This is a genomic window from Undibacterium sp. 14-3-2 (assembly GCF_016595265.1).
Lineage (GTDB): Bacteria > Pseudomonadota > Gammaproteobacteria > Burkholderiales > Burkholderiaceae_D > Undibacterium > Undibacterium aquatile.
The window spans coordinates 348,931-373,856 of the sequence record NZ_JAENGS010000003.1 but is presented as its reverse complement, the minus strand read 5'-3'; the positions used below and the strand labels follow the sequence as shown (position 1 = coordinate 373,856).

22 protein-coding genes are annotated in these 24,926 nt (G+C 55.3%); 10 read left to right on the top strand and 12 right to left on the bottom strand.

Annotated features, from left to right (window positions below; genetic code table 11):
- Nucleotides 1-29: 29 nt before the first annotated feature.
- Genes Undi14_RS09615 through Undi14_RS09600 form a run of 4 tightly spaced genes read right to left on the bottom strand, consistent with a single transcriptional unit; the run spans nt 30 to nt 5,909 of the window.
- Nucleotides 30-1,304, bottom strand: coding sequence for a TolC family protein (locus Undi14_RS09615; RefSeq protein WP_200179758.1), 1,275 nt, complete (start codon nt 1,302-1,304; stop codon nt 30-32).
- The gene (locus Undi14_RS09610; protein WP_200179756.1) at nt 1,301-1,624 is read right to left on the bottom strand and encodes a DUF3240 family protein; all 324 of its coding nucleotides are present in this window, start codon (nt 1,622-1,624) and stop codon (nt 1,301-1,303) included. Before Undi14_RS09610 ends, Undi14_RS09615 begins: the two co-directional genes overlap by 4 nt.
- 11 nt (nt 1,625-1,635) lie before the next feature.
- Complete coding sequence (locus Undi14_RS09605; RefSeq protein WP_200179754.1) at nt 1,636-4,716, bottom strand: efflux RND transporter permease subunit; 3,081 nt, start codon at nt 4,714-4,716, stop codon at nt 1,636-1,638.
- Nucleotides 4,716-5,909 carry an efflux RND transporter periplasmic adaptor subunit gene (locus Undi14_RS09600; RefSeq protein WP_200179752.1) on the bottom strand — a complete coding sequence of 398 codons (1,194 nt, stop codon included), beginning with the start codon at nt 5,907-5,909 and terminating at the stop codon, nt 4,716-4,718. The genes Undi14_RS09605 and Undi14_RS09600 overlap by 1 nt, the downstream gene beginning before the upstream one ends.
- Nucleotides 5,910-6,021: 112 nt before the next feature.
- Between Undi14_RS09600 and Undi14_RS09595 the strand changes: the two genes are divergently transcribed.
- The 7 genes from Undi14_RS09595 (at nt 6,022) to Undi14_RS09565 (ending at nt 11,736) form a co-directional block, all read left to right on the top strand.
- Nucleotides 6,022-6,708 (top strand): response regulator transcription factor, encoded by a 687-nt coding sequence (locus tag Undi14_RS09595; RefSeq protein ID WP_200179749.1) that lies wholly within the window; start codon nt 6,022-6,024, stop codon nt 6,706-6,708.
- Complete coding sequence (locus Undi14_RS09590) at nt 6,705-8,138, top strand: ATP-binding protein (RefSeq protein WP_200179747.1); 1,434 nt, start codon at nt 6,705-6,707, stop codon at nt 8,136-8,138. The genes Undi14_RS09595 and Undi14_RS09590 overlap by 4 nt, the downstream gene beginning before the upstream one ends.
- A gap of 130 nt (nt 8,139-8,268) precedes the next feature.
- Nucleotides 8,269-9,546, top strand: coding sequence for a TIGR03862 family flavoprotein (locus tag Undi14_RS09585; protein ID WP_200179745.1), 1,278 nt, complete (start codon nt 8,269-8,271; stop codon nt 9,544-9,546).
- 107 nt (nt 9,547-9,653) lie between these two features.
- Complete coding sequence (locus tag Undi14_RS09580) at nt 9,654-9,980, top strand: PilZ domain-containing protein (RefSeq protein ID WP_186884297.1); 327 nt, start codon at nt 9,654-9,656, stop codon at nt 9,978-9,980.
- 112 nt (nt 9,981-10,092) lie between these two features.
- Nucleotides 10,093-10,590 (top strand): YbaK/EbsC family protein, encoded by a 498-nt coding sequence (locus tag Undi14_RS09575; RefSeq protein WP_186897602.1) that lies wholly within the window; start codon nt 10,093-10,095, stop codon nt 10,588-10,590.
- Nucleotides 10,587-10,793, top strand: coding sequence for a DUF1289 domain-containing protein (locus Undi14_RS09570; RefSeq protein WP_186884299.1), 207 nt, complete (start codon nt 10,587-10,589; stop codon nt 10,791-10,793). The genes Undi14_RS09575 and Undi14_RS09570 overlap by 4 nt, the downstream gene beginning before the upstream one ends.
- A gap of 22 nt (nt 10,794-10,815) precedes the next feature.
- A complete protein-coding gene (locus tag Undi14_RS09565; protein ID WP_234030506.1) occupies nt 10,816-11,736 on the top strand; it encodes an MBL fold metallo-hydrolase in 921 nt (306 codons plus the stop codon).
- A gap of 37 nt (nt 11,737-11,773) precedes the next feature.
- Here Undi14_RS09565 and Undi14_RS09560 read toward each other — a convergent pair whose 3' ends face one another.
- Together Undi14_RS09560 and Undi14_RS09555 are read right to left on the bottom strand one after the other, a co-directional pair.
- Entirely contained in the window at nt 11,774-12,628 is an 855-nt protein-coding gene (locus Undi14_RS09560) for an enoyl-CoA hydratase-related protein (protein ID WP_200179743.1), read from the bottom strand.
- Between the two features lie 13 nt (nt 12,629-12,641).
- Nucleotides 12,642-13,283 carry a TetR/AcrR family transcriptional regulator gene (locus Undi14_RS09555; RefSeq protein ID WP_200179742.1) on the bottom strand — a complete coding sequence of 214 codons (642 nt, stop codon included), beginning with the start codon at nt 13,281-13,283 and terminating at the stop codon, nt 12,642-12,644.
- 270 nt (nt 13,284-13,553) lie between these two features.
- Between Undi14_RS09555 and Undi14_RS09550 the strand changes: the two genes are divergently transcribed.
- The 3 genes from Undi14_RS09550 to Undi14_RS09540 all read left to right on the top strand — a co-directional run bounded on the left by Undi14_RS09550 (nt 13,554) and on the right by Undi14_RS09540 (nt 16,984).
- Nucleotides 13,554-14,531, top strand: coding sequence for a nitronate monooxygenase family protein (locus tag Undi14_RS09550; RefSeq protein WP_186897606.1), 978 nt, complete (start codon nt 13,554-13,556; stop codon nt 14,529-14,531).
- Between the two features lie 202 nt (nt 14,532-14,733).
- Nucleotides 14,734-15,792 carry a carbonic anhydrase gene (locus Undi14_RS09545; protein WP_234030505.1) on the top strand — a complete coding sequence of 353 codons (1,059 nt, stop codon included), beginning with the start codon at nt 14,734-14,736 and terminating at the stop codon, nt 15,790-15,792.
- Nucleotides 15,793-16,204: 412 nt separating this feature from the next.
- On the top strand, nt 16,205-16,984 hold the full coding sequence (locus tag Undi14_RS09540; protein WP_200179740.1) for an EAL domain-containing protein: 780 nt from the start codon (nt 16,205-16,207) through the stop codon (nt 16,982-16,984).
- Nucleotides 16,985-17,213: 229 nt separating this feature from the next.
- Here Undi14_RS09540 and trxB read toward each other — a convergent pair whose 3' ends face one another.
- From trxB to Undi14_RS09510, 6 genes are read right to left on the bottom strand one after another with little or no spacing between them, the layout of a single operon-like run.
- On the bottom strand, nt 17,214-18,161 hold the full coding sequence (trxB, locus tag Undi14_RS09535) for a thioredoxin-disulfide reductase (RefSeq protein ID WP_200179739.1): 948 nt from the start codon (nt 18,159-18,161) through the stop codon (nt 17,214-17,216).
- Nucleotides 18,162-18,174: 13 nt separating this feature from the next.
- Nucleotides 18,175-19,995, bottom strand: a complete 1,821-nt coding sequence (gene dsbD, locus Undi14_RS09530; RefSeq protein WP_200179738.1) for a protein-disulfide reductase DsbD — start codon at nt 19,993-19,995, stop codon at nt 18,175-18,177.
- On the bottom strand, nt 19,992-20,882 hold the full coding sequence (locus Undi14_RS09525) for an FAD:protein FMN transferase (protein WP_200179731.1): 891 nt from the start codon (nt 20,880-20,882) through the stop codon (nt 19,992-19,994). Before Undi14_RS09525 ends, dsbD begins: the two co-directional genes overlap by 4 nt.
- Nucleotides 20,882-22,015: a DUF3570 domain-containing protein gene (locus Undi14_RS09520; protein WP_200179729.1), complete on the bottom strand. Its 1,134-nt coding sequence runs from the start codon at nt 22,013-22,015 to the stop codon at nt 20,882-20,884. The genes Undi14_RS09525 and Undi14_RS09520 overlap by 1 nt, the downstream gene beginning before the upstream one ends.
- A gap of 11 nt (nt 22,016-22,026) precedes the next feature.
- Nucleotides 22,027-22,272 (bottom strand): DUF4266 domain-containing protein, encoded by a 246-nt coding sequence (locus tag Undi14_RS09515; protein WP_200179727.1) that lies wholly within the window; start codon nt 22,270-22,272, stop codon nt 22,027-22,029.
- On the bottom strand, nt 22,269-24,923 hold the full coding sequence (locus tag Undi14_RS09510; RefSeq protein ID WP_234030504.1) for a choice-of-anchor D domain-containing protein: 2,655 nt from the start codon (nt 24,921-24,923) through the stop codon (nt 22,269-22,271). Before Undi14_RS09510 ends, Undi14_RS09515 begins: the two co-directional genes overlap by 4 nt.
- Nucleotides 24,924-24,926: the final 3 nt, after the last annotated feature.

The window sequence follows — 24,926 nt, the reverse complement described above, 5'->3', positions numbered from 1 at the left end:
CTTTTTTATTATTCATCGATTTTTTTACATCAATCAATCACCCATAGTTTGTGCGCATCCAGCTCCAGGCGGGCGTGAGCAAACAAAGCATCGATTTGCGCGGCTTCAGCGGCGAGTGTCGCATCAATCGCATTACGACGGATTTGCAGTGTATCGCTGAGTGAGACTTCGCCCAGCTTATAGGCGGCCAGCGCCGTTGTTGCCTGCGCCTGGCTTTGCTGCTGTACTGCGTGCATGGTTTGCCAGATCGTATACTGCTTTTGACTTTCCGATACCACGCGCTGCGCTTCACGCGTTACTTTGAGCCGGGTGAACTGATATTTTTCTTCCGCCATTTTTGACTTCAGCGCCGCTGCACTGGCATCCGCTTTGCGGGCAGAACCTGATAAGGGGATAGAGATGCTGATGCCGTAAATGCGTTCCTGCCCGCTGCGCTCGCGCGCTGCGCGTATGGCCACGGTCAGGTCGGGCATCGTTTCGGCAGCAATTCTCGACGCCTGTAATTTTGACAGCGCCGCTTCTGCTTCGGCCAGTTCCAGCTCATGATTATCGTCCATGATCTGATCGACCCAATAGCTATGGCTTTGTTCTGTTTTCAAGGGCACCGGCAGTTGTGGCAGCTCGCTGATCTGCAGCCCTGAATACAAGGTTGCCAAGGCCTGTTTCTGCTGTTCTTCACGCAGTTGCGCTTGCTGCAATTGGGCTTCCACCCGTTTTGCTTCGGTATCTGCCAGCATCAGTTCCAGTCTGGCAGCGTCACCCGCTTTCACGCGTTTTTCTGCCATGCTGCGCAGTTGTACCGTGATATCGACTTGCTCTTGCAGGCGTTGGCGATAGGCGACCGCGCGCAAGGTGTCGAACCAGTCGTTGAGTAAGCTGCGACCCGCTTCATGCCAGCTGTCGGCATACGACAGTTGTGCCATATCGATGGTTTTGTCGCCGATGGCGGCATCTTTACTGGCTTTACCAAACCAGCGCAATGGCCGTTCTATGGCGATTTCCTGATCGCGTAAGCTGTCGCCATTTTGTTCGGTGCGGCGTGCTTGCGAGACCCGCATAACCCATTCGTGGTTACCGGCTTCCAGACGTTGCTTGCTGGCCTGTGCGAGTTCTTTATTCAGTGTGCCGGAACGCAGTTGTGGTAGATTTTCCAGCGTTTTTCTTACCACTTGCTCCGGCGGCAGAATGGCAGCGATATCTGCTGGCGTTGCCGGAGGCAACACATTGGTCGCTCCTGCGATGGCCGAATAACTGGCGATACTGATCAGAGCCAGACGCATGGCGGTAGGTAAGATGTTGTTCATGACAGTCTCCCGAATTGCAAAACGGGGGTAATCCAATAGCTGATGTCCTGGCTTTTGATTTCCAGCGACAATTCTTTTAACAGCTGGCGCAGTTTTTCCTGCTCGCCGACGACCAGGAACAGCTTGCGTTTGCAGCGCCCCTGCACCTGTTCCATGGAACTCAGCAGATTGGCGCCTTGTCCCATGCCTTGTGCTGCGACGATAGTGAAGCCGCTCGCCAGCCCCGGGCGGAGTAATAAGAAGTCAGCAACCTCGTCTTCGAGTGTCACCGGGATCGCCAGATTCAGCAGGGCATCCATGTTTTTTTCAGATTGAGTCATGCCATATCCGTTCAGTTTTGTTTCGCGCGTTTGTCGGTGGGAATGCCGAAACGCTGAAATAGTATCGGTAACAGGATCAGGGTCAGCAGCGTCGCTGACACCAGACCGCCGATCACCACGATCGCCAGCGGTTTCTGGATTTCAGAACCCGGGCCGGTCGCCATCAGCAAGGGAATCAGACCAAAACCCGTGATGCTGGCGGTCATCATGACCGGGCGGAAGCGCCGTAATGCGCCTTCAGAAACCACTTCTTTGAGGGCAATACCGCGCGCCACAAGTTGATTGAAATAGCTGATCATGACCAGACCATTGAGCACCGCAATCCCCATCAGCGCAATAAAGCCGACCGACGCAGGTACCGACAGATATTCGCCAGTGACTGCCAGAGCAATCACGCCACCCAGCAACGCAAACGGAATATTCACGAACACCAGCAAAGCCTGACGTATGCTGTGCAGGGTCGTGAACAGCAGCAGGAAAATCAGTGCCAGTGCGACCGGCACTACCACCGCCAGCCGTGCGGCGGCCCTTTGTTGATTTTCAAATTGTCCGCCCCAGCTCAGACGATAGCCCGCTGGCAGCTTGACCTGCTGCGCCACTTTTGCTTTCGCTTCATCAACGAAGCTGACCAGATCGCGATCACGTACATTCGCTCTGACGACAGTCAGGCGCGAGGAATTTTCGCGTTCGACTTTGACCGGTCCTTCAACCGTGCGCAGACTGGCAACTTGCGACAACGGAATAGACAGATTGTCGGTCACAGGCAAACGCAATTGCTGGAACAGTGAAGGTGATATCTGCATCTGATCGCTGCCGCGTATCAGTAAAGGCAGACGTTGCCCTTCCTGTATCACGACGCCGCTGATCTTGCCTTCCACCAGCGTACGCAAGTCATTTTGTATCTGCTCGACGCTGAGGCCTAATCTGCCTGCGGCTTCGCGGTTGATATCGACTTGCAGGTATTGCACGCCCTCGTTCTTGACGCTGAGTACATCCTGGCTGCCACTGACGCCAGAGACGACTTTCACGATCTGTTCTGCCAGCCCACCCAGAATCTGAGTGTTCGGGCCATAAATTTTAATCGCCAGATCACCGCGCACACCTGACAACATCTCGGATGTACGCATTTCGATCGGCTGCGTGAAACTGAAATTCACCCCGGAAAATTCCATCGTCACTTTACGTAACTGGTCGATGAGTTCGTCTTTGCTTTTGACCTTCCAGCTGGCGCGTGGCTTCAGTACCAGAAAGGTATCGGTTTCATTGAGCCCCATCGGGTCCAGACCGAGTTCATCGGAACCCGCGCGGGCGACAATGCTGGTCACTTCCGGCACTTTTTCCAGAATACGCTGTTGTACCGCCATGTCGATGCGGGCGGATTCCTGCAGATTGATCGACGGCAGTTTTTCTATCTGCATGATGATGTCGCCTTCGTCCAGAGTCGGCATGAATGACTTACCGATGAACGGAAACAGACAGGCGGTCAGCAGCAGGGCGGCGACGGAGGCAAATGCAACTTTGCGTCCGTTGACCAACGCCTTCGTCAGGGTGGCGCGGTACATCGCTTCCAGCTTCAGTACCAGTTTCGGGGTTCCGCTATGGCCGTTTTTGAGCAGGAAAGATGACAGCACAGGAATTACCGTCAGCGACAAAATTAATGACGATGCCAGTGCAAAAATAATCGTCAGTGCGACTGGTATGAATAATTTTCCTTCCAGTCCTTGCAGCGACAACAGCGGTAAAAACACAATCATAATCACCAGCATACCGGCGGTTACTGGTACCGCGACTTCCTTCACTGCGCGATAAATCACATGCAGGCGGCCAAGTTTAGGCTGACCGTGGTCACCACTGTGCGCTTCAATATTTTCGACCACGACAACGGCGGCATCGACCAGCATACCAATCGCAATCGCCAGCCCGCCGAGTGACATCAGATTGGCGGTCAACCCGAAACTTTGCATCAGCAGGAAAGTACCGAGTGCGGATAAAGGCAGGATGCAGGCCACGACCAGCGCCGAGCGTACATTACCGAGGAACAGGTATAGCAACACCACGACCAGGATGGTTGCTTCTGCAAGCGCTTTGGTGACAGTGGAAACTGCACGTTCGACCAGATTGCCGCGGTCATAAAAAGGCTTGATGGTCGTGCCTGCCGGCAGCGTCTGATTGATCGTGATCAGCCGTTCGCGAATGTTATCGACAACTTGCTGCGCATTCGCACCACGCATTGCCAGTACCAGTGCCTCGACCGCTTCGCCTTTACCGTCTTTCGTGACGGTACCGTAGCGGGTCAGCTGACCGATTCTGACTTTCGCCACATCGCCGACTTTGATTGATACACCATCTCTTTGAGCGATGGCGATCGCCCGCACATCGTCGAGTGTGCGGATGTTGCCATCACTGCGCACCAGCAAGGATTCTTCACCTGAGGATAAGCGGCCTGCACCGTCGTTACGATTATTCGCTTCCAATGCCGCCTGCAATTGCGTGAGCGAGATGCCACGCGCAATCAGTGCATCGGTATCAGGCACGATCTCAAAACTCTTGACCATACCACCGAGCGAATTGACATCCGCGACACCGGCGATATTGCGCAATTGCGGACGTATCGTCCATTCCAGCAAACTGCGTTTTTCCATCAGCGACAACGGGCCTTCAATGGTGAACATGAAAATTTCACCGAGTGGCGTGGTGATCGGTGCCAGACCACCGCTGACGGACGCTGGCAAATCTTTCATTACATTGCTGAGGCGTTCACTGACTTGCTGGCGCGCCCAGAAAACATCGGTGCCATCCTGAAAATCGAGTGTGATATCGGCAATTGCATATTTGGATTGCGAGCGTAGTATCGCCTGTTTAGGAATGCCCAGAAGTTCCTGCTCAATCGGCGCAACGATACGCGCTTCGATTTCTTCCGGGGTCATGCCCGGCGCTTTCATGATCAGTTTGACCTGCGTCGTCGACACATCCGGAAAGGCGTCGATAGGCAAGCCCTTAAAGGCCTGATAACCGGCCGCAATCATCAGTATGCTGGCAACGATGATCAGCAGACGCTGAGCGAGTGAAAATGCAATCAGTCGGGATAACATTATTTAGCTCCGCCTTCGTCAGCGCCAAGTCCGGCTCGTGCGCCTTTCAACTGAATAATGCCCTGTGTGGCAATCTGGCTGCCGACTTGCAATTTCGGATTACTGCTATTGACCCAGGCATGTTGTCCGACTGTGCTTAATAGCTTGACTTTGACTGCTTCAAATCCCTGCGCATTTTTGACGAAGACATAGTGTTCGTTTTTACTCTGGATCAGGGCTTTCGTTGGGACACCTATGCTATTGGGCGGTATCACGCCGCTCTGGTGACGCGCATCAACGAATTGATTGAGTTTCAGACATTGATTGCCATCGATGACTTGCGTGCGTATCAGTGTGGTCTGGTTACCGCTCTGAATCTGGGACGAGATGGCGGTGACTTTGGCACTGGCGCAGTTATTCACCTGCATCAGGTCGCCGATACGGATGCTGGATGCCTGCTGGGCCGATGCCTGCAATTCGACCCAGAATGCGCCGTCTTTGCTGATGCTTGCGATCGGTGTTCCCGCCTCTATGCGTTGCCCGGGTTTGACATTGATTTCAGTCAGTATGCCGTTACTGTTGGCGCTGATTCTGAGCACCGACGTCAGATTCTGATTACTGAGTAACTGACGAATCTGGGTCTCGCCCATGCCGGCGCTGCGCAGCGCCTGATAGCGTTCTCTGGCAGCGACATCGGCCTGTATCGCCGCGGCACGACTGTCTTGCAGACGGCTTTGGGCGATGATGCCTTCGTTGAATAAGCCTTCATCCCGTTCGCGTTTTTCTTTCGCCAGTCTGGATTGAGTGGCGAGTTGTACGTATTCACGCTGCATCTCCATCAGTTGCTGGCTGAAGATAGTCACAATCGGATTACCGCTGCGTATCGGCTGCATAGACTGATGCTGCACTTCCTGCACAACGCCGCTGACCATGCTACTGATCATGCTGACTGCATTGGGTGGTGCCACGACCGTACCGGATAAATGCTGACCTTCGGCCGCACTTGCTTTGCCGTCGCTTTTGGCGGTATCTGCTGCAATCGCTGCTTCGGTTTTGATTCCCGCGCGCAGTATCTGCTCGTTTGTCAGTTTGATCTGGTTATTGGTTTCTGCGACTGCCGCACCACAGCTCAATAACGCTGACAATGTACAGAAAATCAGTTGTTTGCGGACGCCGCTACGGTGTTGCAGTTGTCGTTTTTTCGTGATCATCATGATGTACCCTTGGCTTGAATAGACGTATTCTGGAATGAATATCTTAAGAACTCCTTAACAACTCGCCGTTACAATGCATTCGACAGTTACAGGAGGCCACAGGAGGTATGCAATGCGCATATTATTAGTTGAAGATGATCCCCAATTAGGTCGGGCGACACAAATCGGGCTGGATCAGTCCGGTTATGCCGTTGACTGGGTGCAGACAGCGGATAGCGCCTTATCTGCGGTAAAAACACATGACTATGCTTGTATTCTGCTCGATCTCGGCTTGCCTCAGGTGGACGGCATGGTGGTGCTGACGCGGCTGCGGGCATCAGGATTTGCCGGAGCGATACTGATCGTCACAGCACGCGAACAGATTGCAGATCGTGTCGCAGGCCTTGATGCCGGCGCTGATGACTTTATTATAAAACCTTTCGATCTCGATGAACTCGCGGCGCGTATCCGTTCTGCATCACGCCGTAGCGGCGGGCGTACGCGCGAAGTGATTCATCATGGTGACATTGTGATGGATATTGCCGCTCGCTCGGTCACGGTGAAGGCGGTTCCTGTCGTTCTCACCGCCAAGGAGTTCCGGGTGTTGCTGATGTTATTTGAACATCTGGGTCGGGTGCTCACCCGCGAACAACTCGAAGAAACGCTGTATAGCTGGGGCGAAGAAATCGAAAGTAATGCAATTCAGGTACACATTCATCATCTGCGCAAAAAACTTGGTAAACACCTGATCCGCACGATACATGCCGTGGGCTATGTGATTGATAAGCCCGGTGCAACTGCGCCAGAGGAGGCGCAATGAATATGAGCTTGCCCGCGCGCTGGTCGCTGCGCCGCACTTTATTGGCGCTGGTACTGACGCTGACGGTCAGTATCTGGTGCTTCAGCGCCGTGGTTGTGTATCTGGATGCCGATACCGAAAGCCGCGAATTGTTTGACCAGTCTTTATCCGAAACCGGACATTTACTGCTGGCACTGGCTGATCACGAACTCGAAGAACATGTGGAAATGGCGGCGCCGACTCTGACCGAAATACATGATGGCAAACACAGCAAATATCTGTTGTTTCAGATCTGGGACGGGCAGCATCGCCTGATCTATCGCAGCGCTGGGGCACCGGAAACGGCGTTCACGTCCTTATCGCCGGAAAGCGATAATCAGTTTGGCTGGATACGTATGGAAGGGCAGGAATGGCGCACATACAGCAGCTGGAACGCGCGTCAGAATATGCAGATACAAGTCGCCGAACCGAGTAGTCACCGCAAGGAAATCAGCAGCCGTTTTGCGTATAAATTAATGTTGTTCGCCTTGTTGGTGGTGCCATTACTTGTCGTCGGCTTGTGGTGGAGTGTGAACCGCGTCTTCCGTAGTCTGCAAACGGTGGCGAACGAGGTTTCTCAGCGTATGCCGGGAGATTTGCATCAGTTGAACCTGCGTGGTGCGCCGACAGAAATCCATCCTTTGCTGCATGCGATTAACCGGCTGTTTGAACGCGTCAGCCAGACGCTGGAACGGGAACAACGATTTACTGCCGATGCCGCGCATGAGTTGCGCACACCGCTGGCGGCCATTAAAACCAATCTGCAAGTCATACAGCGCGCACGTAACGATGATGAGCGGGCAGAGGCCGCAGCGGGCTTAGGCACCAGCGTTGATCGTGCGACCCGGCTGGTCGGGCAATTGATGACGCTGGCAAAGCTGGAGCCACCCTACGACAAAAACCTGGTATTGCAAGAAACCGATCTGGCGAATTTACTGCAACCGCAAATCGCAGGTTGGCAGACGCAGGCAGAAAAAGCGCAAATCAGCTTCAGCGCAGAGCTGCAGTCTGGGATTGCCTTGATCCATGCGGAAAGCATACTGATTTTATTCCGCAATCTGATGGACAATGCGCTACGCTACACGCCATTGGGTGGGCGTGTACAAGTCGCTTGTGGTCAGACCGAAAATGGCGTGTATCTGCGTATTGCCGATAACGGCGCCGGTATCCCAGAGGAGATGCGTGAACGTGTATTTCAGCGTTTCGTACGCTTGTCCGACGCGACGATTCCGGGCAGCGGTCTGGGATTATCGATCGTTAAAAGCATCGCCGACAATCATCATGCGACGCTGACGCTGGCTGAGGGGCTGGATGAACGAGGCTTAGGTGTGACGCTGGTCTTTCCTTTGTACGCTGCTGCGGTTCAGCCCGCCATACAGTCAACAATACCGCCAACGCCGTCAGCGCAGTAATAGTGCAGTAATAGTTTTTCCGGCTGCGCTGCGGCAGACGTATCCAGCGTAAAATGTCGCCGCTATCTACTTTTTATGCCTCGCGCGGTGTCTGCGTTCCCAGCACCGTGCATGTTCTGTTCAGCTATTCATGTCAATCCGATCCGCTCCTCATTCCACCACTTCAGCCACACCTGCGAGTAAACCTCATGTGATCGTGATCGGTGGCGGCCCTGCAGGTCTGATGGCGGCAGAAACGCTGTCCCAGCAAGGTGTGCAAGTGGATTTGTATGACGCAATGCCTTCGGTTGGACGCAAATTTTTGCTGGCGGGTAAAGGCGGCATGAACCTGACCCATTCAGAAGAATTTTCTGCGTTCATCCAGCGTTACGGTAGCCGTGCCGCCGATTTGCAGCCGCTCTTGCAAGCGTTTGACGCACAGGCATTGCGTGCCTGGGCGCAGGGGCTGGGCGTAGAGACTTTTGTCGGTAGTTCTGGCCGGGTGTTTCCGGTGGATATGAAAGCCGCACCTTTGCTGCGCGCATGGTTGCATCGCTTACGTGAACAGGGCGTGCGCTTTCATATGCGGCATCGCTGGACAGGCTGGGGCGAAGCACCGCAGACGTTGCGTTTTCAGACGCCTGAGGGTGATTTGAATGTCAGTGCCGATGCAGTGATACTGGCGCTGGGCGGTGCCAGCTGGGCGCGGTTGGGGTCTGATGGTGCCTGGGTGCCATTATTGCAGCAGCATGGCGTTGATATCGCGCCTTTGCAGCCTGCCAATTGCGGCTTTGATGTGCCGTGGACAGATTTTCTGAAAAACAAATTTGCCGGTCAACCTTTGCTGACGGTGGCCGCCCGTGCCCACGATGCTGATGTGCGCTCCAGCATGCGCAAAGGGCAATTCGTGATCACGGCCGGCGGTGTTGAAGGCAGCCTGATTTACGCCTTGTCTGCAGCCTTGCGCGAGCAGATCAATCGTCGCGGCCACGCGGTGCTGGAACTGGATCTGCTGCCCGATAAAAGTGCTGATCGTGTGCTGAGTGAAGTCAGCGCAGGGCGCGGTTCACGTTCTTTATCGAGTCACTTGCAGAGCAAGCTCGGTCTCGATGCATTGAAAATCGCCTTGCTGCATGAAGTGTTGAGCAAAGAGCAAATGCAACAGGCAGACGTTCTTGCGGCCACGATTAAACAGCTGCCACTGCGCCTTATTTCACCGCGTCCGATTGATGAAGCCATCAGCACTGCCGGTGGCGTCCGTTTTGAAGCTCTTGATGCCAGCGCCATGTTGCGCGCTTGTCCTGGGGTCTTCTGTGCCGGTGAAATGCTGGATTGGGAAGCACCTACCGGTGGTTATCTGCTGACCGCCTGCTTTGCCAGCGGCCGCCATGCGGCGCAGGCGGCGATGCAGTATCTCGACGCCCGCTAATACCCTCGCGCATGGCAAGGTTGTCGCCAGTATTTTTCTGATTCATTGTTACAATTCATAAAGTTTCCATATAGTAATTGTTATTGCATCAGTTGCATTGTTTCTTTATGAATGAATCCAGAAATACTCCGCGCCTTCCTGTGTCGTGGCGGGCTGCAATACAAGTTGTTCCCGGTCATATCGTTCCTGCCAAAGTCGTCAATTTTTCTGCGACCGGCATACAACTGCAAACCAGCGTGATGCTGAAAGAAAAACAGTCTTATCAGATGATGATGGAGATCCCCAGTGTCAAGGACGCATCGGCACGTACGCAGGTTGTTGTTAAAGCCAGTTGTGTATATACGATACTGAGCGGTGACGCCTATCGCGCGGGTCTGAAATGCACCGATTATCCGCCTGAACACCGTCCTTTACTCGAGAGCTGGGGCGGCTGATCGTCAGCTTCCTCGCCAGGTTCTTGCTACGTTTCGCCAGCGGATGTCCGGCAGCAGAGATGCGGCTGTGTTATAAACACTGCGTGCCAATAACAGAATTTTGTCTAAGCAGATGACTATGAGTACAGAGAATGCTCTTCCGGATACCGCGCAGCGGGTCGCCAGTTTGTTACGCGAATTAGGCCACGATCAGCCGGTCGTGATGCTGCCTGAAAGTGGCAGAACGTCCGCCGAAGCGGCAGCCGGATTAGGCTGCAGCGTTGCCGAGATTGCCAAATCCATCGTTTTTCGCCGGGTTGCCGATGATGCGGCAGTGATGGTGGTCGCCAGCGGCAGCAATCGGGTTGACGAGAAAAAAGTGGCGGCAATCGTCGGGCCGCTGGCGAAAGCCGATGCCCGTTTTGTCCGCGAAAAGATTGGTTATGCGATTGGTGGTGTGTGCCCCGTCGGTCATCTGCAAAAAAGTGTGATGCTGATCGATCAGGATTTATTGCAATACCCTAAAGTCTGGGCGGCGGCCGGTCATCCGCACGCTGTATTCAGCCTGACCCCACAACAACTGGTCGCCATGACCGCTGCGCCAGTTGCCGATATTGCCTTGCAAACATGAGTATTCTGTACGACTACGATCCAGATTCCGCCAGCCCTGAGCAGGCAGTTCCCTCACCATGCGTCGGCGTTTGCCGCATGGATGAAAAAAAAGCCTGGTGTGCCGGTTGTTTTCGCACCATAGACGAACTGACGGGCTGGAGCACGGCCAGTAACCCAGTCAAATTGCAGATCTGGCGTCAGGTAAAAGAACGGATGTTTTAAGCCAGCCAGCGGGAAAAATCCTATGCCAGACACGCTTATTCAACTTCCTGCCAGCATGCGTGTGTTTGAGCGCGGCTGGTTGTCGTCGAACAATATCCTGTTTATGGATGACGATACAGCGGCGCTGGTGGACAGCGGTTATGTGACCCATGCGCCGCAAACGCTGGCGCTGTTACAACATGCCTTGCAAGGTCGTGCGCTCGATTTGCTGGTCAATACCCATTTACATTCTGATCATTGCGGCGGCAATGCCTTGCTGCAGCAGACTTACGACTGCTGCACCCTGATTCCCGTTGCCGACATGCCTGCCGTGGCAGCGTGGGATGAGGAGGCACTCACCTACGCCGCGACCGGCCAGCAGTGTGATCCTTTTCGTTTTGATGGCAGTATCGCGGATGGCGACCAGCTGCGGCTGGGCGGACTCGACTGGCAGGTGCTGGCGGCACCCGGGCATGATCCGCATTCGATGATTCTGTATTGCCCGCAGGAATGCATACTGATTTCCGCCGATGCTTTGTGGGAAAACGGCTTTGGTGTGATTTTTCCTGAGTTGGAAGGTGAATCCGGCTTTGCCGAGCAGGCGGCCATTTTGCAGACCATCCGCGAACTCGATGTGCGGCTGGTGATACCGGGTCACGGCGCGCCATTCAGCGATGTACAGGGCGCCTTGCAACGCGCACGTCAGCGGCTGGATTATCTGAGCGCCGACCCGCAGCGTAATGCCCGCAATGCACTGAAAGTCTTGCTCGCGTTTATTCTGCTCGACACGCAGCAGTTGCATCTGGATCAGGCGCTGCTGCAATTCAACAGCAGCCGTTTGATGCGTTCTGCCGCCCGTCAGCTAGCCATGCCCGCGCAGGAATTGCTGCAACAGATCGCCGCCGAGTTGGTACGTGCTGGCGTTGCCCGCCTGGAAGACGGGCTGTTGCTCAATAATCGCTAAGGTCTGACTGCGGGCTTATTTCAACTTATTTCAACTCTTATTTCAACTGATAGTCAGCCTCAGTGAACGGATGCAGCGGTGCCAGATCACCGAATTGCGTCGCGCGCTCCTGTTGTTTTGCCATAAACGCTTCCATCAGATTCGCGCTTTGCCAGATTCCCGATTGCAGCCAGCCCATTTGTTGCAAGGCATCGTGGGTAGAATGATCGCGGGCATAATGTATTGCCTGCTTGCTGCCCCAGATCGCTACTGGCGGTTTTTCAGCAATTTCTTTCGCCATTTGCAAGGCCGCTTCCAGCATTGCTTCCTGCGTATCAAACACCTCATTCACGAGTCCCACCGCTTGCGCACGCTGGGCTGGTAAACGGCGTCCGGTGTACGCCATTTCATGCACGATGCCTTCCGGGATCAGTTTTGGCAGGCGTTGCAGTGTACCCAGATCGGCCGTCATGCCGATATTGATTTCCTGTATGCAGAAGAATGCGTCTTTGCTGGCGAGGCGGATATCGCTGGCGCAGATCAGATCGACGCCGCCACCGATACAGCCGCCTTGTATCGCCGCAATCACGGGCATGCGTAATTGTTCGATCAGGTTGAATGACTGATGCATATCCTGCAATACCAGCGCAATATTGGCGCGGCCGATTGCATTGTTATCGTCCAGCGTGATGCCGTTGCCGGAAAATACATCCAGTGCCATGCCAGCGGTGAAATGCTTACCCGTGGATGAAATGATCAGCACCCGCGCCGATGCTTCACGCTGTAATTTTTGCAGTATCTCGACCAGCTCGCGGAAAAAAACCGGTTGCATGGTGTTGAGGCTGTCGGGGCGATTAAAGCGCAGATGGGCGATTTTCTGATCGATGCTGAAGTCAAAACATTGGTAAGTCATCGTGTTTCCTTGTTTAGCCAGGTGGATGTTGAAGTGAGATCAAAACGGCGCGTACAGCAGATTGGAACAGCTCATCAGCATGTTCCTGTTTCAGATAAAAACCTTTCAGCTCCAGGCTGATGACGCCATGCATGGCAGCCCATAACAGACGCGCCGCAGCACTGGGGCTGGATGGCGGCAGGCTACCGGTTGCCATACAGTGTTCAAATTCGGCTATCAGCGGCGTGAACGATTCCCATGCGGCCTGGCGCGATTCCGGCGGCGGCACAAAGCCAGCAATCGCATCGCCAAACATCACCATGTAATAACTTGGATAACGGCGCGCAAACGCGTGATAGTTGTTCGCATACAGCCATAAGCGCTGGATGCCGCGGGCTTTTTGCTCGTCAGCTAAAGTGGCTTCGTAGCTCAGAAATTCACTTTTGAAACGCTCAAATCCTTCCAGATACAGCGCATTGGATAAGCCGTCTTTGCCGCCGAAAATCGAATACAGCAAGGTCGTCGAGCAATTCACTGCTTCCGCCACTTTACGCACCGTCAGCGCGGCAGCGCCTTCGGTTTGCAGCAAATGGCTGGCGGCATCCAGCATTCCTTCGCGCAGCGAGCTGCGCAGCGCTTCCTGACTCTGGCGGAAATCAACAACTTTCGGTTTCATCGGGTTCACTTGAATGGCAGGTAGGTTAGCTTTCGAGGCGGTTCATGCTGACGCCCATGAATAACAACGTTTTTTCTGATAACATCATATCAGGCTTGTAAAAAAATACCAAAATAGGACTGACGCAAAGTTGCTCCAGCAAGGCATGGCGACGAAGACAGTACGAATAGTACGGCGAGGAGCCATAACGCCGCTGGGGCAACTTTGCGTAAGTCCTACAAAAAAAGCAGCAAAATATCCACTACGATCTGTTCACCGGAGACCATCAGTATGACCAGTACCTCTCATCTGCCGAAAGCCTTACAAAATCTGGCTTTACCCGTTATCGCATCACCTATGTTCATCGCCAGCGGCCCTAAGCTGGTTGCTGCACAATGTAAAGCGGGTATCGTTGGCTCGTTCCCTGCGTTGAATGCCCGTCCGGCGGAATTGCTCGATACCTGGCTGACCGATCTGCAAAATGAATTAGCTGCCTACAAAGCCGCCAACCCTGATGCGAAAGTTGGCCCGATTGCCGTGAATCAGATCGTGCATCAGTCGAATGACAGGCTCGCGCATGATGTCGAGGTGTGTGTCAAGCATCAGGTTCCCATCATCATCTCGTCGCTGCGCGCGCCGCCGCCAGAAATGCTGGATGCGATACACAGCTACGGCGGCATCGTCCTGCATGATGTGATTTCTATCCGTCACGCGCAGAAAGCGCTGGAAGCCGGTGTCGATGGCCTGATTCTGGTCGCCGCTGGCGCTGGTGGTCATGCCGGTGGCTTATCGCCATTTGCGTTGGTCGGTGAAGTCCGCAAATTTTTCAAAGGGCCGATTGCGCTGTCCGGTTCGATTGCGACCGGCGACGCGATTCTGGCGGCACAGGCAATGGGCGCCGATTTTGCGTACATTGGTTCACGCTGGCTGGCAACGCCAGAATCGAATGTGGATGAGGCTTATCGTCAGGCCATCATAGAATCGAGTGCAGCGGACATCGTGTATACGAATCTGTTTACCGGGGTGCATGGCAACTACCTCAGAAAATCGATTATTGCCGCCGGGCTTGATCCCGACAACCTGCCTGTTTCGGACAAATCCAAAATGAATTTTGGTTCCGGTGGCAACAGCGGCGCGAAAGCCTGGCGCGACATCTGGGGTGCCGGACAAGGTGTCGGTCTGATGGATGATGCGCCGAGTGTCGCAGAAGTCGTACAGCGCTTCAGCGCCGAATACCAGGCAGCAAAAGCACGTCTGCTGGCGCTGTAAGCAGCAACCTAATCACACAGACTGACCGAAGACGGACTGGCAAGCGCAGCATGTCTTTCGTCGGCCAGTCTGTGGAGGATTGTTAAATTGCCTGATGGAATTCAAGCGGAATTCAAGTTTAAACAGCGCAGGCCGTAAACAGACTATCCCGACCTGAATCCGTCTAATTATGCGCCGCTGCTCTGCTCTCCTGATTTCCCTGATGCTTGCGATCTCCGCTCAGGCGAATGACGCGTCAACACCTCCGTCCAAGCCGATCAAACAGGCATCCGCTTCTGCGAAAGAAGAGGCGTCCGCGCCGAAGGAAAAAGAAAAAGAGACGCGCAAATCTTCCAAAGAAAAAGAGTCGAAGGAAAGCAAAGACGCTGCCAAAGATGCAATGGCTGCCGATGAACTGGCGGTCAAAATTGCAGAACGTCTCGCCCTGTTGCGTAAAGAAAAAGACGATGTGGCACGCGCCTCAACCCGTGCTGTTGCTCGTTCTCCTGCGTATGTCGCGCCAGTCAGAAAAGTAACGCCAGCCAAATCGAAAGAAGGAAACGAACACGGTTCTTCCGCGATTATCGCGGCGATGGGTGGGCACGGTGCCGTGCATTGGAGTTACGACGGCGAAGGCGGCCCGACCAACTGGGGCAAGCTCAACTCGGCGAATGCGAAATGCGATATCGGTGATCGTCAGTCACCGATCGATATCCGTGACGGTATCCGCGTCGATCTCGAACCGATCAACTTTGATTACAAGCCATCCGGTTTCAATGTGATTGATAACGGCCATACGATACAGGTCAATGTTGCGGCGGGTAATTACATCAGCATCATGGGCCGTAATTACGAACTGCTGCAGTTCCATTTCCACAAACCATCCGAAGAGCGCGTCAATGGCCGGAGTTTTGATATGGTCGTGCATCTGGTGCACAAAGATTCCGACGGCAAACTGGCGGTGGTCGCCGTATTGTTAGAACGCGGCAAAGCGCAGAATATCGTGCAGCAGATCTGGAACAATTTGCCGCTGGAAAAAAATCTGGCTCTGGCCGCACCGACAGCGATTGATATCAATCAGCTCTTGCCAGAGAAACGCGATTACTACACCTATATGGGCTCGCTCACCACGCCGCCATGCAGCGAAGAAGTGTTATGGATGGTGATGAAAGAAGCCGTGGAAATTTCCTCTGAACAGATCGCGATTTTCGGTCGTCTTTATCCGATGAATGCCCGCCCTTTGCAAAAAACGGCAGGCCGCCTGATCAAAGAATCTCGCTGAGAATTCAGCATACTCCCCCTTTATTTTATACAAAATCCCCTAATCTCCCTGAGAATAAAGGGCTTCAAAATATACTGGGGGGAGTATATTTTAACCCTCATGCGCCACGCTGTTCTGGACTACGCGTAGTCTGCTCAGAAAGTTTTCTGATTCTTCCTGTCAGATTTAGCCTATGCCGGATATTTTCAATGCAGATATTGACCGTCCTCAGGTCGATCAGAGCGAAAAGCCTGCACACTGAACACGTGGTTTCGCAGAGGGTGCTTGTTAATGCTTTCTTACCACTTTCGACTATGAGCACGTCTCATTTGCGTACATGACGATCGTACCAAATCGAGGTACCATATTCGACATAAAGCACAGAAGTGCCTGACCGCGGCGCTGTCCTTTCTCCAGAAAAAATAGGTTCGATATGAATTTGCATCCTCTCGCTCAGAGCAATACACCGTCGCCTGCTTGCCAGAAATGTAAAGAAGGTCAGCAGCTGGATTTTGATATCGCGTTTGCTTACCAGCCCATCGTTGATCTGCGCAGTCGTATTATCTACGCGCATGAAGCGCTTGTGCGCGGGCCGAATGGTGAGTCGGCTTTTTCGGTGTTGTCTAAAGTGACGGATGAAAATCGCTATTCATTCGATCAGGCGTGCCGGGTAGAAGCGATCCGGGGTGCCGCAGAACTCGGTTTGCAGGAATATTTGTCGATCAATTTTCTGCCAAACGCGGTCTATCAGCCCGCCGCCTGCATACGCAGTACGTTTGAAGCGGCGCAGCGCTATCAGTTTCCTATCGAGCGTATTATTTTTGAAGTGACCGAAGGCGAGCGGGTCGATGACCGGCCACATCTGGTCAACATTTTCCGCGAATACAGTCGCTTCGGTTTCCGTACCGCGATCGATGATTTCGGTGCTGGTTATGCAGGTTTGAATCTACTGTCAGAATACCAGCCGGACATAGTCAAAATCGATATGGATCTAATCCGCAATATCGACACCAGCAAGCCTAAACAAGTGATCGTCAATGGCATTGTGGCGATCTGTGCCGGTTTGAATGTGCGCGTACTGGCCGAAGGCATAGAAACAAAAGCGGAGCGCGACTTCCTGCGCGATGCCGGTATCGAGCTAATGCAAGGATATTTATTCTGCAAACCGGCATTTCGCGCAATCGGCGTGATCGATCCTGACGCCTGGGATTAATCAGTTAATCGTTACAGAGCTATTGTCTTAAGCAACGTGACGCCCGCGTTTAGTTTTGTAGTTTAGTTCTGTGCGTGTTGTTTCTCCACTGCCTCTCTCTGTCCTGCATTTGTCCGCAGGAGGGTATCCGGGAACTATTTTGCAATGCCTCAGGTGCACCGTTGATAGCTCTGATACATCTCATACTATCTGAACCTATTGCTGGTAAACCCGGATACCCAGTAAAACGTCAGTTTTCCTGCTGTTCCAGATAACGTTGTGCATCGAGTGCTGCCATGCAGCCGGTGCCGGCACTGGTGATGGCTTGACGGTAGATCTGATCCTGCACATCGCCCGCTGCGAAGACCCCGGCGACGGAGGTCGCGGTGGCCATGCCATCATTGCCGCTGTGGGTTTTGATGTAGCCGTGATGCATGGCTAGCTGGCCTTCAAAAATGGCGGTGTTCGGTTTGTGACCGATAGCGACAAACAGTCCGTGCACGGATAAGGATTCCAGTTCGCCGTTTTCCTGTTGCAGCATGAGGCCGGTCACGCCGCTCTGATCGCCGCACACTTCATGCAAGCGGGCATTGAGCTTCAGTGCGACGTTCCCCTGTGTGACTTTCGCCATCAGGCGATCTACCAGTATGGGTTCGGCACGGAATTTGTCGCGCCTATGGATCAGCGTGACTTTGGCGGCGATATTCGACAGGTAGAGTGCTTCTTCCACCGCGGTATTGCCGCCACCGATGACGGCGACTTCGCGTCCGCGGTAAAAAAATCCGTCGCAGGTGGCACATGCTGAGACGCCGCGCCCCATGAAGGCTTGCTCTGAGGGTAAGCCTATGTATTGTGCCGATGCGCCGGTGGCGATGATGAGGGCATCGCAGGTATAAACACCAGCGTCACCGATCAGGCGAATCGGTTTTTCATTCAGATGGGTGGTGTGTATATGGTCGGCGATCATGCGCGTACCAAAGCGTTCGGCATGGAGACGGAAGCGCTCCATCAGTTCCGGGCCTTGCACACCCATGGGATCGGCAGGCCAGTTTTCGACCTCGGTCGTGGTCATTAACTGGCCGCCTTGTTCAACGCCGGTGATCAGCGTCGGTTGCAGGTTGGCACGGGCGGCATAGACGGCAGCCGAGTAGCCAGCCGGGCCGGAGCCCAGAATCAGGAGTCGGGAATGAATAGTCATCAGGGGTTCTCGCTCAGTTGGTGATGCGCTGAAGCTGGCGCAGGAAGGTGTCGGGCGGCATGAAGCCGATCACGCGGGCTTGGGATACTTCGGCACCGCGGGCATTGAACATAATAATGCCCGGTGGACCGAAGAGCTGAAAGCGTTTCATCAGCGCACGGTCATCTGTGTTATTGGCGGTGACATCGACCTGAATTAACTGCATACCTTGCAGCGCCGCAGCAACGCGGTTGTCTGAAAATGTCATGCGTTCCATTTCTTTGCAGGCAACGCACCAGTCTGCGTAAAAGTCGAGCATGACAGGTTTGCTGGTCGCTGCCAGCACTTTGTCCAGATCGGCGAGAGTGCGGATGCGGGTGAAGTGTGTGTTTTCCTGAGCTGCTGTTTTTTCTCCGGCAAACGCTTTGCCGCCGCGCAGATGCGCCAGTGGCTGCAGTACATCCGTGCCGGAACTGGCGGCACCGATCAGTTCAAACAGACCAATCAGCAACATGACGATACCGAGCGCTTTGGCGGCGTAGGCTCCGATGCCAGCACCCGGCGGCAGGGCTTTGCCGGTGGGCAGGAAGGCAGCACACAGAATAGCGAATGTTCCCCACAGAACCATCATGGCGTTGACCGGCAGTATCGGGCTGATCATCCAGATCGCCACCGCAATCAGCAGCAGGCCGAAGACTTTTTTCACATTATTCATCCATGCCCCGGCGCGTGGCAGCAGACTGCCCGCGGACAATCCTGTCAGCAGTAATGGTGCGCTCATGCCGATTGCCATGGAGAATAAAGCCCAGCCACCGGTGGCTGCATTGCCGGTCTGGCTGATGTACAGCAGTGCCCCCGCCAGCGGCCCGGCGACACAAGGGCCGACGATCATTGCTGATAACGCTCCCATGATAAAGACACCGGCGATTTTGCCGCCGCTCTGACGTCCGCTCGATTCGCTCAGGCGGCTTTGCAGCGCGCTCGGCAGTTGCAACTGGTAGACATCAAACATCGACAGCGCTAACGCAAACAACAGTGCGCCAAAGGTCAGCAGCACCCACGGCTTTTGCAGTGCCCCTGCAAGTCCCTCACCAGCAAGCCCGGCAGCGACGCCCAGCGCTGTGTAGACGAGCGCCATGCCCAGACTGTAAGCCACTGCCAGCAGCAGGCCGCGTTTGCGTGTGACGCTGCCTTCGCCAACGATGATCGATGACAGAATCGGCACCATAGGCAATACGCAGGGTGTAAAAGAGAGCAGCAGACCAAATACCAGAAATGCGCCGCCGATACGCCATGCGCTGCCGCTTTGCAGGGTGCGTTGTGCGAGCGAGGTATCGTCTTCTGGTGCAGCGGCAGCCGGGGCTGGTGCTGCAGCTGGTGTGCTTACCTGCGTGGCAGCAGGTGCGGGAACGGGTTCATCCGTAGAGGCTGCCACCAGTTCCCCCGGAATGGCAGGGTTAACGGTGTAGGTGCGCGCGACAGGTGGGTAACACAGACCAGCATCGGCGCAACCCTGATAGCCCACGGTCAGTTCAAATGGTGCGGTGCCGGTGTAATGGACATCCAGCGCAAGCGACCCATAATAAACTTCCATTTCTTTTCCGAGGTTATCGTCAAACTGACGTTTTCCATTGGGCAGAGATGGTTGTTTGACGCCTGGTCCGGTAAAGGATAGCCGTTCGCGATACAGGTGATAATCCGGTGGCATCGTCCAGTGTAGCCGGATGGTGTGGGCATCGCGTAGTTCTGCTTTCAGCACAAACGCCTGCTCGGGGGAGAGAAAATCTTCTGCTTGTGCAGATGGCAGCCACACCGCGAACAGCAGCGCGCACAGCCAGTGAATAAAGGAACTCATTGTGTTCTCCGAAAAATTTGACCTTCGTCATTGATGGCCAGGTAACTCATGCCGGAACGCTCGAGAAAGCCGAGCCCGTCTTTTTCCAGCAGCATGGTCGTTGTTGTACAACTGCCTGCAGTAATTGCCAGCGGAGCCAGCACACTGACGGAACGCCAGTAAGACACCGGCATACCATTGTGTGGATTGAGTACATGACAGTAGCGCCTGCCATCGACTTCCATAAACCGTTCGTAATCGCCGCTGGTGGCCAGTGCCCCCCGGTTGACCGGAATGCTCGCCACGGTGGCATCGCTGGCACGCGGATCCTGAATGCCGATATGCCAGCTGCTGCCATCGGGGCGCGGCCCCATAAAACGCATGTCACCGCCGAGGTTGACGTAGCCGTGCTGCACACCCAGATGCGTCAGTATTTCAGCCGCACGGTCGACGGCATATTCTTTGCCGAAACCGCCGAAATCCAATTCCATTCCCAGTGTGGGCAGAAAGACGCCCGCCTTGTCGCGTACTACTTTTTTCCAGCCGATCAGCGGCAGTAATTTTTCCAGGTCGGCTGCATGTGGTATCGCGTTGTGGCGAAAATTCCAGGCCTGACGCAGAACACCGGAAGTGATGTCAAAACGCCCATCGCTTGCGGTGTACAGCATGTCGGCATACGTCAGCAGTGCCACGGTCTCTTCGTCACAGGCAACCGCATGCAGACCCGCAGCCGCATTGATGCGGCTGAGCACACTGTCGCTCTGGTAACGGGAGTATTTGCGTTCAATGCGATGGACTTCAGCGATAGCCCGTGCAGCGATGTGTTGCCCTTCCGCTGCATTTGCCGCTGCGATACGTATCTCGCAGCGGCTGCCCATGGCAATGAACGCGACAGTGTGAACCGGCATTACCACAGTCGTGTGAATCCTACTTGCAGGCTGGTTGCGCGTAGCGGTGCCAGACCCGGACTGCCGCTGCCAAACAGACGCCATGAGCCGCGTTGTTCGTAACGTTCCAGTTTCATATCCACACTCCAGTCCTGATTGATTTGCCGGGCGATTTTCAGCCCGGCGGTGATCGCACCGAACGCTGACAGACGTTGATCCGCCGAAGTCAGCGCCGGACCACCGAAGATATAGCCGGGCGGGAATGGCGGGCCGATTCTGGCATCGTAGACCGGGTCGAAATAGAAGTTGGCAGCGCGCTGCGAATACGCCCGCAGTGCCGGTGTGATGGTCCAGCCGCCGGATAAGGATTGCACCCATTCCGCCGACACGGTATTGGCACTGATGCCGAAGCTGTCGCGGTAATAGCGATAGCTCAGGCGGCTGCTGGCATCGGCATTGATGAAGCGATGATTCCATTGCAGCAGCAAGGTGTTCTGATCACGTGTACGCGGACGGTTGTCTGCCAGTTTATACGGATCGGAATAGTAGCCATGTCCGGCGCTGTGGGTGTAAGTCAGCTGCGCAATATCGACCGGCGTGAAGACGCGTGTGATGCCCGCGAGGACATTGATTGTCTGACGGCTTTCGCCTTTGACGATACGGTTTGTTGGATTGATGGCATCGTCCGAGCCGCCAACGCCGAATGTCCAGGTCGTGTTTTTATCTTCGCTGAGAAGGCTGCCTTGCAGCGACAGCGCACGTGAGCGATAGTCATGCTCGGTGGAGAATGCCGCACCGATGCTGATACTGCTTTGCGGCAGATAGCGCGTGACGGCAACATCGCCCGCTTTGCGCAAATCGGACATCCGCGAAGCACCTGAGACGGCGGTGTGGTAACGCGGTGAGGCACCCGAGACCTCATCCGTGGTCACGCTGGCCGCCAGCGACCACTCACCGGCGATCGGTGCCAGTACGGACACCGCAGGCGCATGTACCCGTATTCTGTCCATGCCCGGCTGGTCTTCTTTGTATTGCAGGTATTTGACACTGATGGCACCGCGTTCAGGTGCCGTTTCAGCGTGAACGACACCCGGCAGCAGCATCGCTGCCGCCAGCAGTGCCTGTCCTAAAGAGGGCTGTTTCTGTTGATCCATGGTAGTCCTTGTCAATTGCAACCGCAGCCGCCGCCGCCAACGGCACTGCCGCCGGATGCCGCTTCTTTGCTGGTGTAGATATGTTCATTGAAACGGGTGGCGAGCCCATCGTTTTGCATCAGCATGTCGGGACGCGCCAGCTCGCCTTTTTCCCAGGCTTTCACCGGCGTCAGCGCACAGCCGGAAAGCCCGCTGACGATGGCGCACAGAAGGAGTGCCGGACGGATTGCCTGGCGAATCTGAATATGGCGGCTCATTTGGCGACTCCCAGTGCTGTTTTGATGCGGCTTTCCAGCTGCTCGCGGTCAGCAGCGCGGAAGCCGCTGTGTTCATACAGCACCTTGCCGTCTTGTCCTATCAGCACGCTGCTGGGCATGCCCTTGATGCCATACGTGCGCGGCGCAGTACCGCTGGGATCGAAAGCGATAACGAAGCGGGCAGGGGTGCTGGCGAGGAAGTTGCGGGCGTCATCCACTTTGGCATCGACATTGATGCCGATGATTTGCAGTCCCTGATTGCCATAGCGTGCCTGCATTTCATTCATCCAGGGAAAAGACTGGCGACAAGGGCCGCACCATGAGGCCCAGAAATCGACGTAGATCAGTTTGCCCTGATACTGATCGAGTCTGACGCTGCCGTCAGGCCCATTGAGTGTGAAGGCTGGTGCAGGTTTGCCTGTTTCCAGCGCCGATGCCGGTGCAGGCAATGCGAGTACGGCGCAGGTTGCAACGCCAGCCAGCGTTGTGGCAATAGTCGCAGCGGTTGCAGTGGTCGCTGCGCTGGCACGGCGGCGTCGCCACACCAACACACCCGCAGCAAGCACAACGAGCACCGCTAACATCGGGTCATTGCCATCTTGCGCTACGGAGCAGCCGCCACCGCCACGATTCTGTGACTGTGCGCCCGTGTTATTCACCGGAGCAGCGGTTTCACCCTGACCGCTGAGAGCGATCGTCCAGTTGCCGTTGCTGGCCTGCAGTTGCAGACTGCCGCTGATGCTGCCAGCCGTTGACGGACGAAAACTAACCGGTAAATCGCAGGACGCACCGGCAGCCAGTGTCAGTGGGAAGGAAGCACAGGCGTTACTGTCGCTGACGATGGCAAATGGTCCGCTGAAGCTGGCGCTGTTGAGCGTCAGTGCGGCACTGCCGGTATTGGTCAGTGTGAAGCGTTTCAGCACACCCTGACTGCCGATGGTAGCCTTGCCGAAATCAAACGACTGGGGGTTGCTTGTCAGGCTGGGTGTTGTTGTCGGTACGGCGATGCCGTTACCGCTGAGGTGCACGCTGAATTGCGCACCGCTGTCTGTCACCAGCAGCAGATCGGCATTCCGGATGCCGGTGGCAGTCGGCTTGAAGCTGGAATCAATGCTGCAGTTGCCGCCGGGGCTGACTGTGGCACCGGTAACGCAACTACCTGCCAGTGCAAAATCCCCGGTATGACTGCCGCCGATGACCAGCGATGTGATCTTCAGCGCGGCATTGCCGTTATTGCTCAGCGTGGTGCGGTGTGCGCTGGTCTGCTGCCCGACCTGTGTATCAGCGAAAGCGATGGCAGCAGTATCCGACAGCACAGGGCGTGCAACGGCAGCGGTGGTGCCTGAACCGCTGATACTGACAGATAGATCCGGTGCATTGGAGCGTATCAGCAGTGTGGCGCTGATATTTCCTGCCGCCGTCGGTGCAAATAAGAGTGGCACGTTGCAACTGGTCGCGACCGCCAGCGTTCCGGCGCAACCGCCGCTACCGATCGAGACTGCCGGAGCGCCACTGACAGCAATGCTGCTGAAGTTAACCGGTACATTGCCTTGATTGCTGATGCTGATATTTTGCGTTGTTGCGGCGGCACCTATCGTTTGTGCGCCGAACGACACTGCGCCCGGATTGGCAGCCAGCGACGGTGCGGCGGCACTGGCACTGCCTGCCAGGCTGACGGTGACATTATTGTTGCTGGCGTTCGAGGCAAGATTCAGATTTGCGCTGAATGCACCGGCAACAGCAGGATTGGCGGTGACGGTGACGGTGCAACTGCCGCCCGCCGCTACCGGAGTGGATGTCGCGCAGGTGCCGCCCAGTCTGAATGTCGTGGCATTCGTACCGGACAGCGTGATGGCACTGAAATTCAGCGTTGCTTGTCCGGCGTTGTTCACCGTGATGGTCTGTGCCGGTGAGGTGCTGCCGGTCAGCAGTGAGCCGAAATTCAGGGAGTTGGCGGAAATAGCAACGGTGGCCGTCGGCACCGCATTGCCCGTGCCACTCAGCGGGATACTGCTGCTGCCACCTGTGGCGTTGTGACTGATCGTCAGCGTGCCGTTGCGCGCACCGGCTGCAGCCGGACGGAATACCAGTTGCACCTGACATGCGGCACCTGCAGCCAGTGCGCTGCCTGCGCTACAGCTACCGCCGTTAATGACAAAATCACTGGCATGACTACCGCCGACACTGATAGTGCTGATGTTCAGTGTGGCATTGCCGCTGTTGGTGAGGGTGGTACTGAGGGCGCTGCTGTTCTGGCCGACGGTGGTGCCTGCAAATGACAGACTTGCCGGTGCCAGCGAGGCGACTGCAGAGGCGGTCACATTCGGGTTACCGATGAAGGCGGCAAGATCGGCAATCTCGGTGGCATTGAATTTACCGTTGTACAGCGATCCCATACCACCACGGTTAGCGGCAATCGCGCCGCTGATCACGCTCGGGTTATTGGCGGCAGCGAGAATACCACTCACATTATTTGCGGGGGAGGCACTGTGACATGAAGCACATGAGGTGCCGCCGGAAGCGGGACCGTTCAAATACAGGCTCTTCCCATTGAGCGCATCGGCTGCCTGTGCTGCCGGTGTGAGGACAAAGAAAGCCCACATGCCGGCTGCGTATAACGCATGACGGTGTGGGGGGCGGATTTTTTTCATCGG

Excerpts from the sequence above, each read along its gene's own strand:
- Undi14_RS09615 (WP_200179758.1), bottom strand. The coding sequence starts at position 1,304 with ATGAACAACATCTTACCTACCGCCATGCGTCTGGCTCTGATCAGTATC.
- Undi14_RS09610 (WP_200179756.1), bottom strand. The coding sequence starts at position 1,624 with ATGACTCAATCTGAAAAAAACATGGATGCCCTGCTGAATCTGGCGATC.
- Undi14_RS09605 (WP_200179754.1), bottom strand. The coding sequence starts at position 4,716 with ATGTTATCCCGACTGATTGCATTTTCACTCGCTCAGCGTCTGCTGATC.
- Undi14_RS09600 (WP_200179752.1), bottom strand. The coding sequence starts at position 5,909 with ATGATGATCACGAAAAAACGACAACTGCAACACCGTAGCGGCGTCCGC.
- Undi14_RS09595 (WP_200179749.1), top strand. The coding sequence starts at position 6,022 with ATGCGCATATTATTAGTTGAAGATGATCCCCAATTAGGTCGGGCGACA.
- Undi14_RS09590 (WP_200179747.1), top strand. The coding sequence starts at position 6,705 with ATGAATATGAGCTTGCCCGCGCGCTGGTCGCTGCGCCGCACTTTATTG.
- Undi14_RS09585 (WP_200179745.1), top strand. The coding sequence starts at position 8,269 with ATGTCAATCCGATCCGCTCCTCATTCCACCACTTCAGCCACACCTGCG.
- Undi14_RS09580 (WP_186884297.1), top strand. The coding sequence starts at position 9,654 with ATGAATGAATCCAGAAATACTCCGCGCCTTCCTGTGTCGTGGCGGGCT.
- Undi14_RS09575 (WP_186897602.1), top strand. The coding sequence starts at position 10,093 with ATGACTATGAGTACAGAGAATGCTCTTCCGGATACCGCGCAGCGGGTC.
- Undi14_RS09570 (WP_186884299.1), top strand. The coding sequence starts at position 10,587 with ATGAGTATTCTGTACGACTACGATCCAGATTCCGCCAGCCCTGAGCAG.
- Undi14_RS09565 (WP_234030506.1), top strand. The coding sequence starts at position 10,816 with ATGCCAGACACGCTTATTCAACTTCCTGCCAGCATGCGTGTGTTTGAG.
- Undi14_RS09560 (WP_200179743.1), bottom strand. The coding sequence starts at position 12,628 with ATGACTTACCAATGTTTTGACTTCAGCATCGATCAGAAAATCGCCCAT.
- Undi14_RS09555 (WP_200179742.1), bottom strand. The coding sequence starts at position 13,283 with ATGAAACCGAAAGTTGTTGATTTCCGCCAGAGTCAGGAAGCGCTGCGC.
- Undi14_RS09550 (WP_186897606.1), top strand. The coding sequence starts at position 13,554 with ATGACCAGTACCTCTCATCTGCCGAAAGCCTTACAAAATCTGGCTTTA.
- Undi14_RS09545 (WP_234030505.1), top strand. The coding sequence starts at position 14,734 with ATGCTTGCGATCTCCGCTCAGGCGAATGACGCGTCAACACCTCCGTCC.
- Undi14_RS09540 (WP_200179740.1), top strand. The coding sequence starts at position 16,205 with ATGAATTTGCATCCTCTCGCTCAGAGCAATACACCGTCGCCTGCTTGC.
- trxB (WP_200179739.1), bottom strand. The coding sequence starts at position 18,161 with ATGACTATTCATTCCCGACTCCTGATTCTGGGCTCCGGCCCGGCTGGC.
- dsbD (WP_200179738.1), bottom strand. The coding sequence starts at position 19,995 with ATGAGTTCCTTTATTCACTGGCTGTGCGCGCTGCTGTTCGCGGTGTGG.
- Undi14_RS09525 (WP_200179731.1), bottom strand. The coding sequence starts at position 20,882 with ATGCCGGTTCACACTGTCGCGTTCATTGCCATGGGCAGCCGCTGCGAG.
- Undi14_RS09520 (WP_200179729.1), bottom strand. The coding sequence starts at position 22,015 with ATGGATCAACAGAAACAGCCCTCTTTAGGACAGGCACTGCTGGCGGCA.
- Undi14_RS09515 (WP_200179727.1), bottom strand. The coding sequence starts at position 22,272 with ATGAGCCGCCATATTCAGATTCGCCAGGCAATCCGTCCGGCACTCCTT.
- Undi14_RS09510 (WP_234030504.1), bottom strand. The coding sequence starts at position 24,923 with ATGAAAAAAATCCGCCCCCCACACCGTCATGCGTTATACGCAGCCGGC.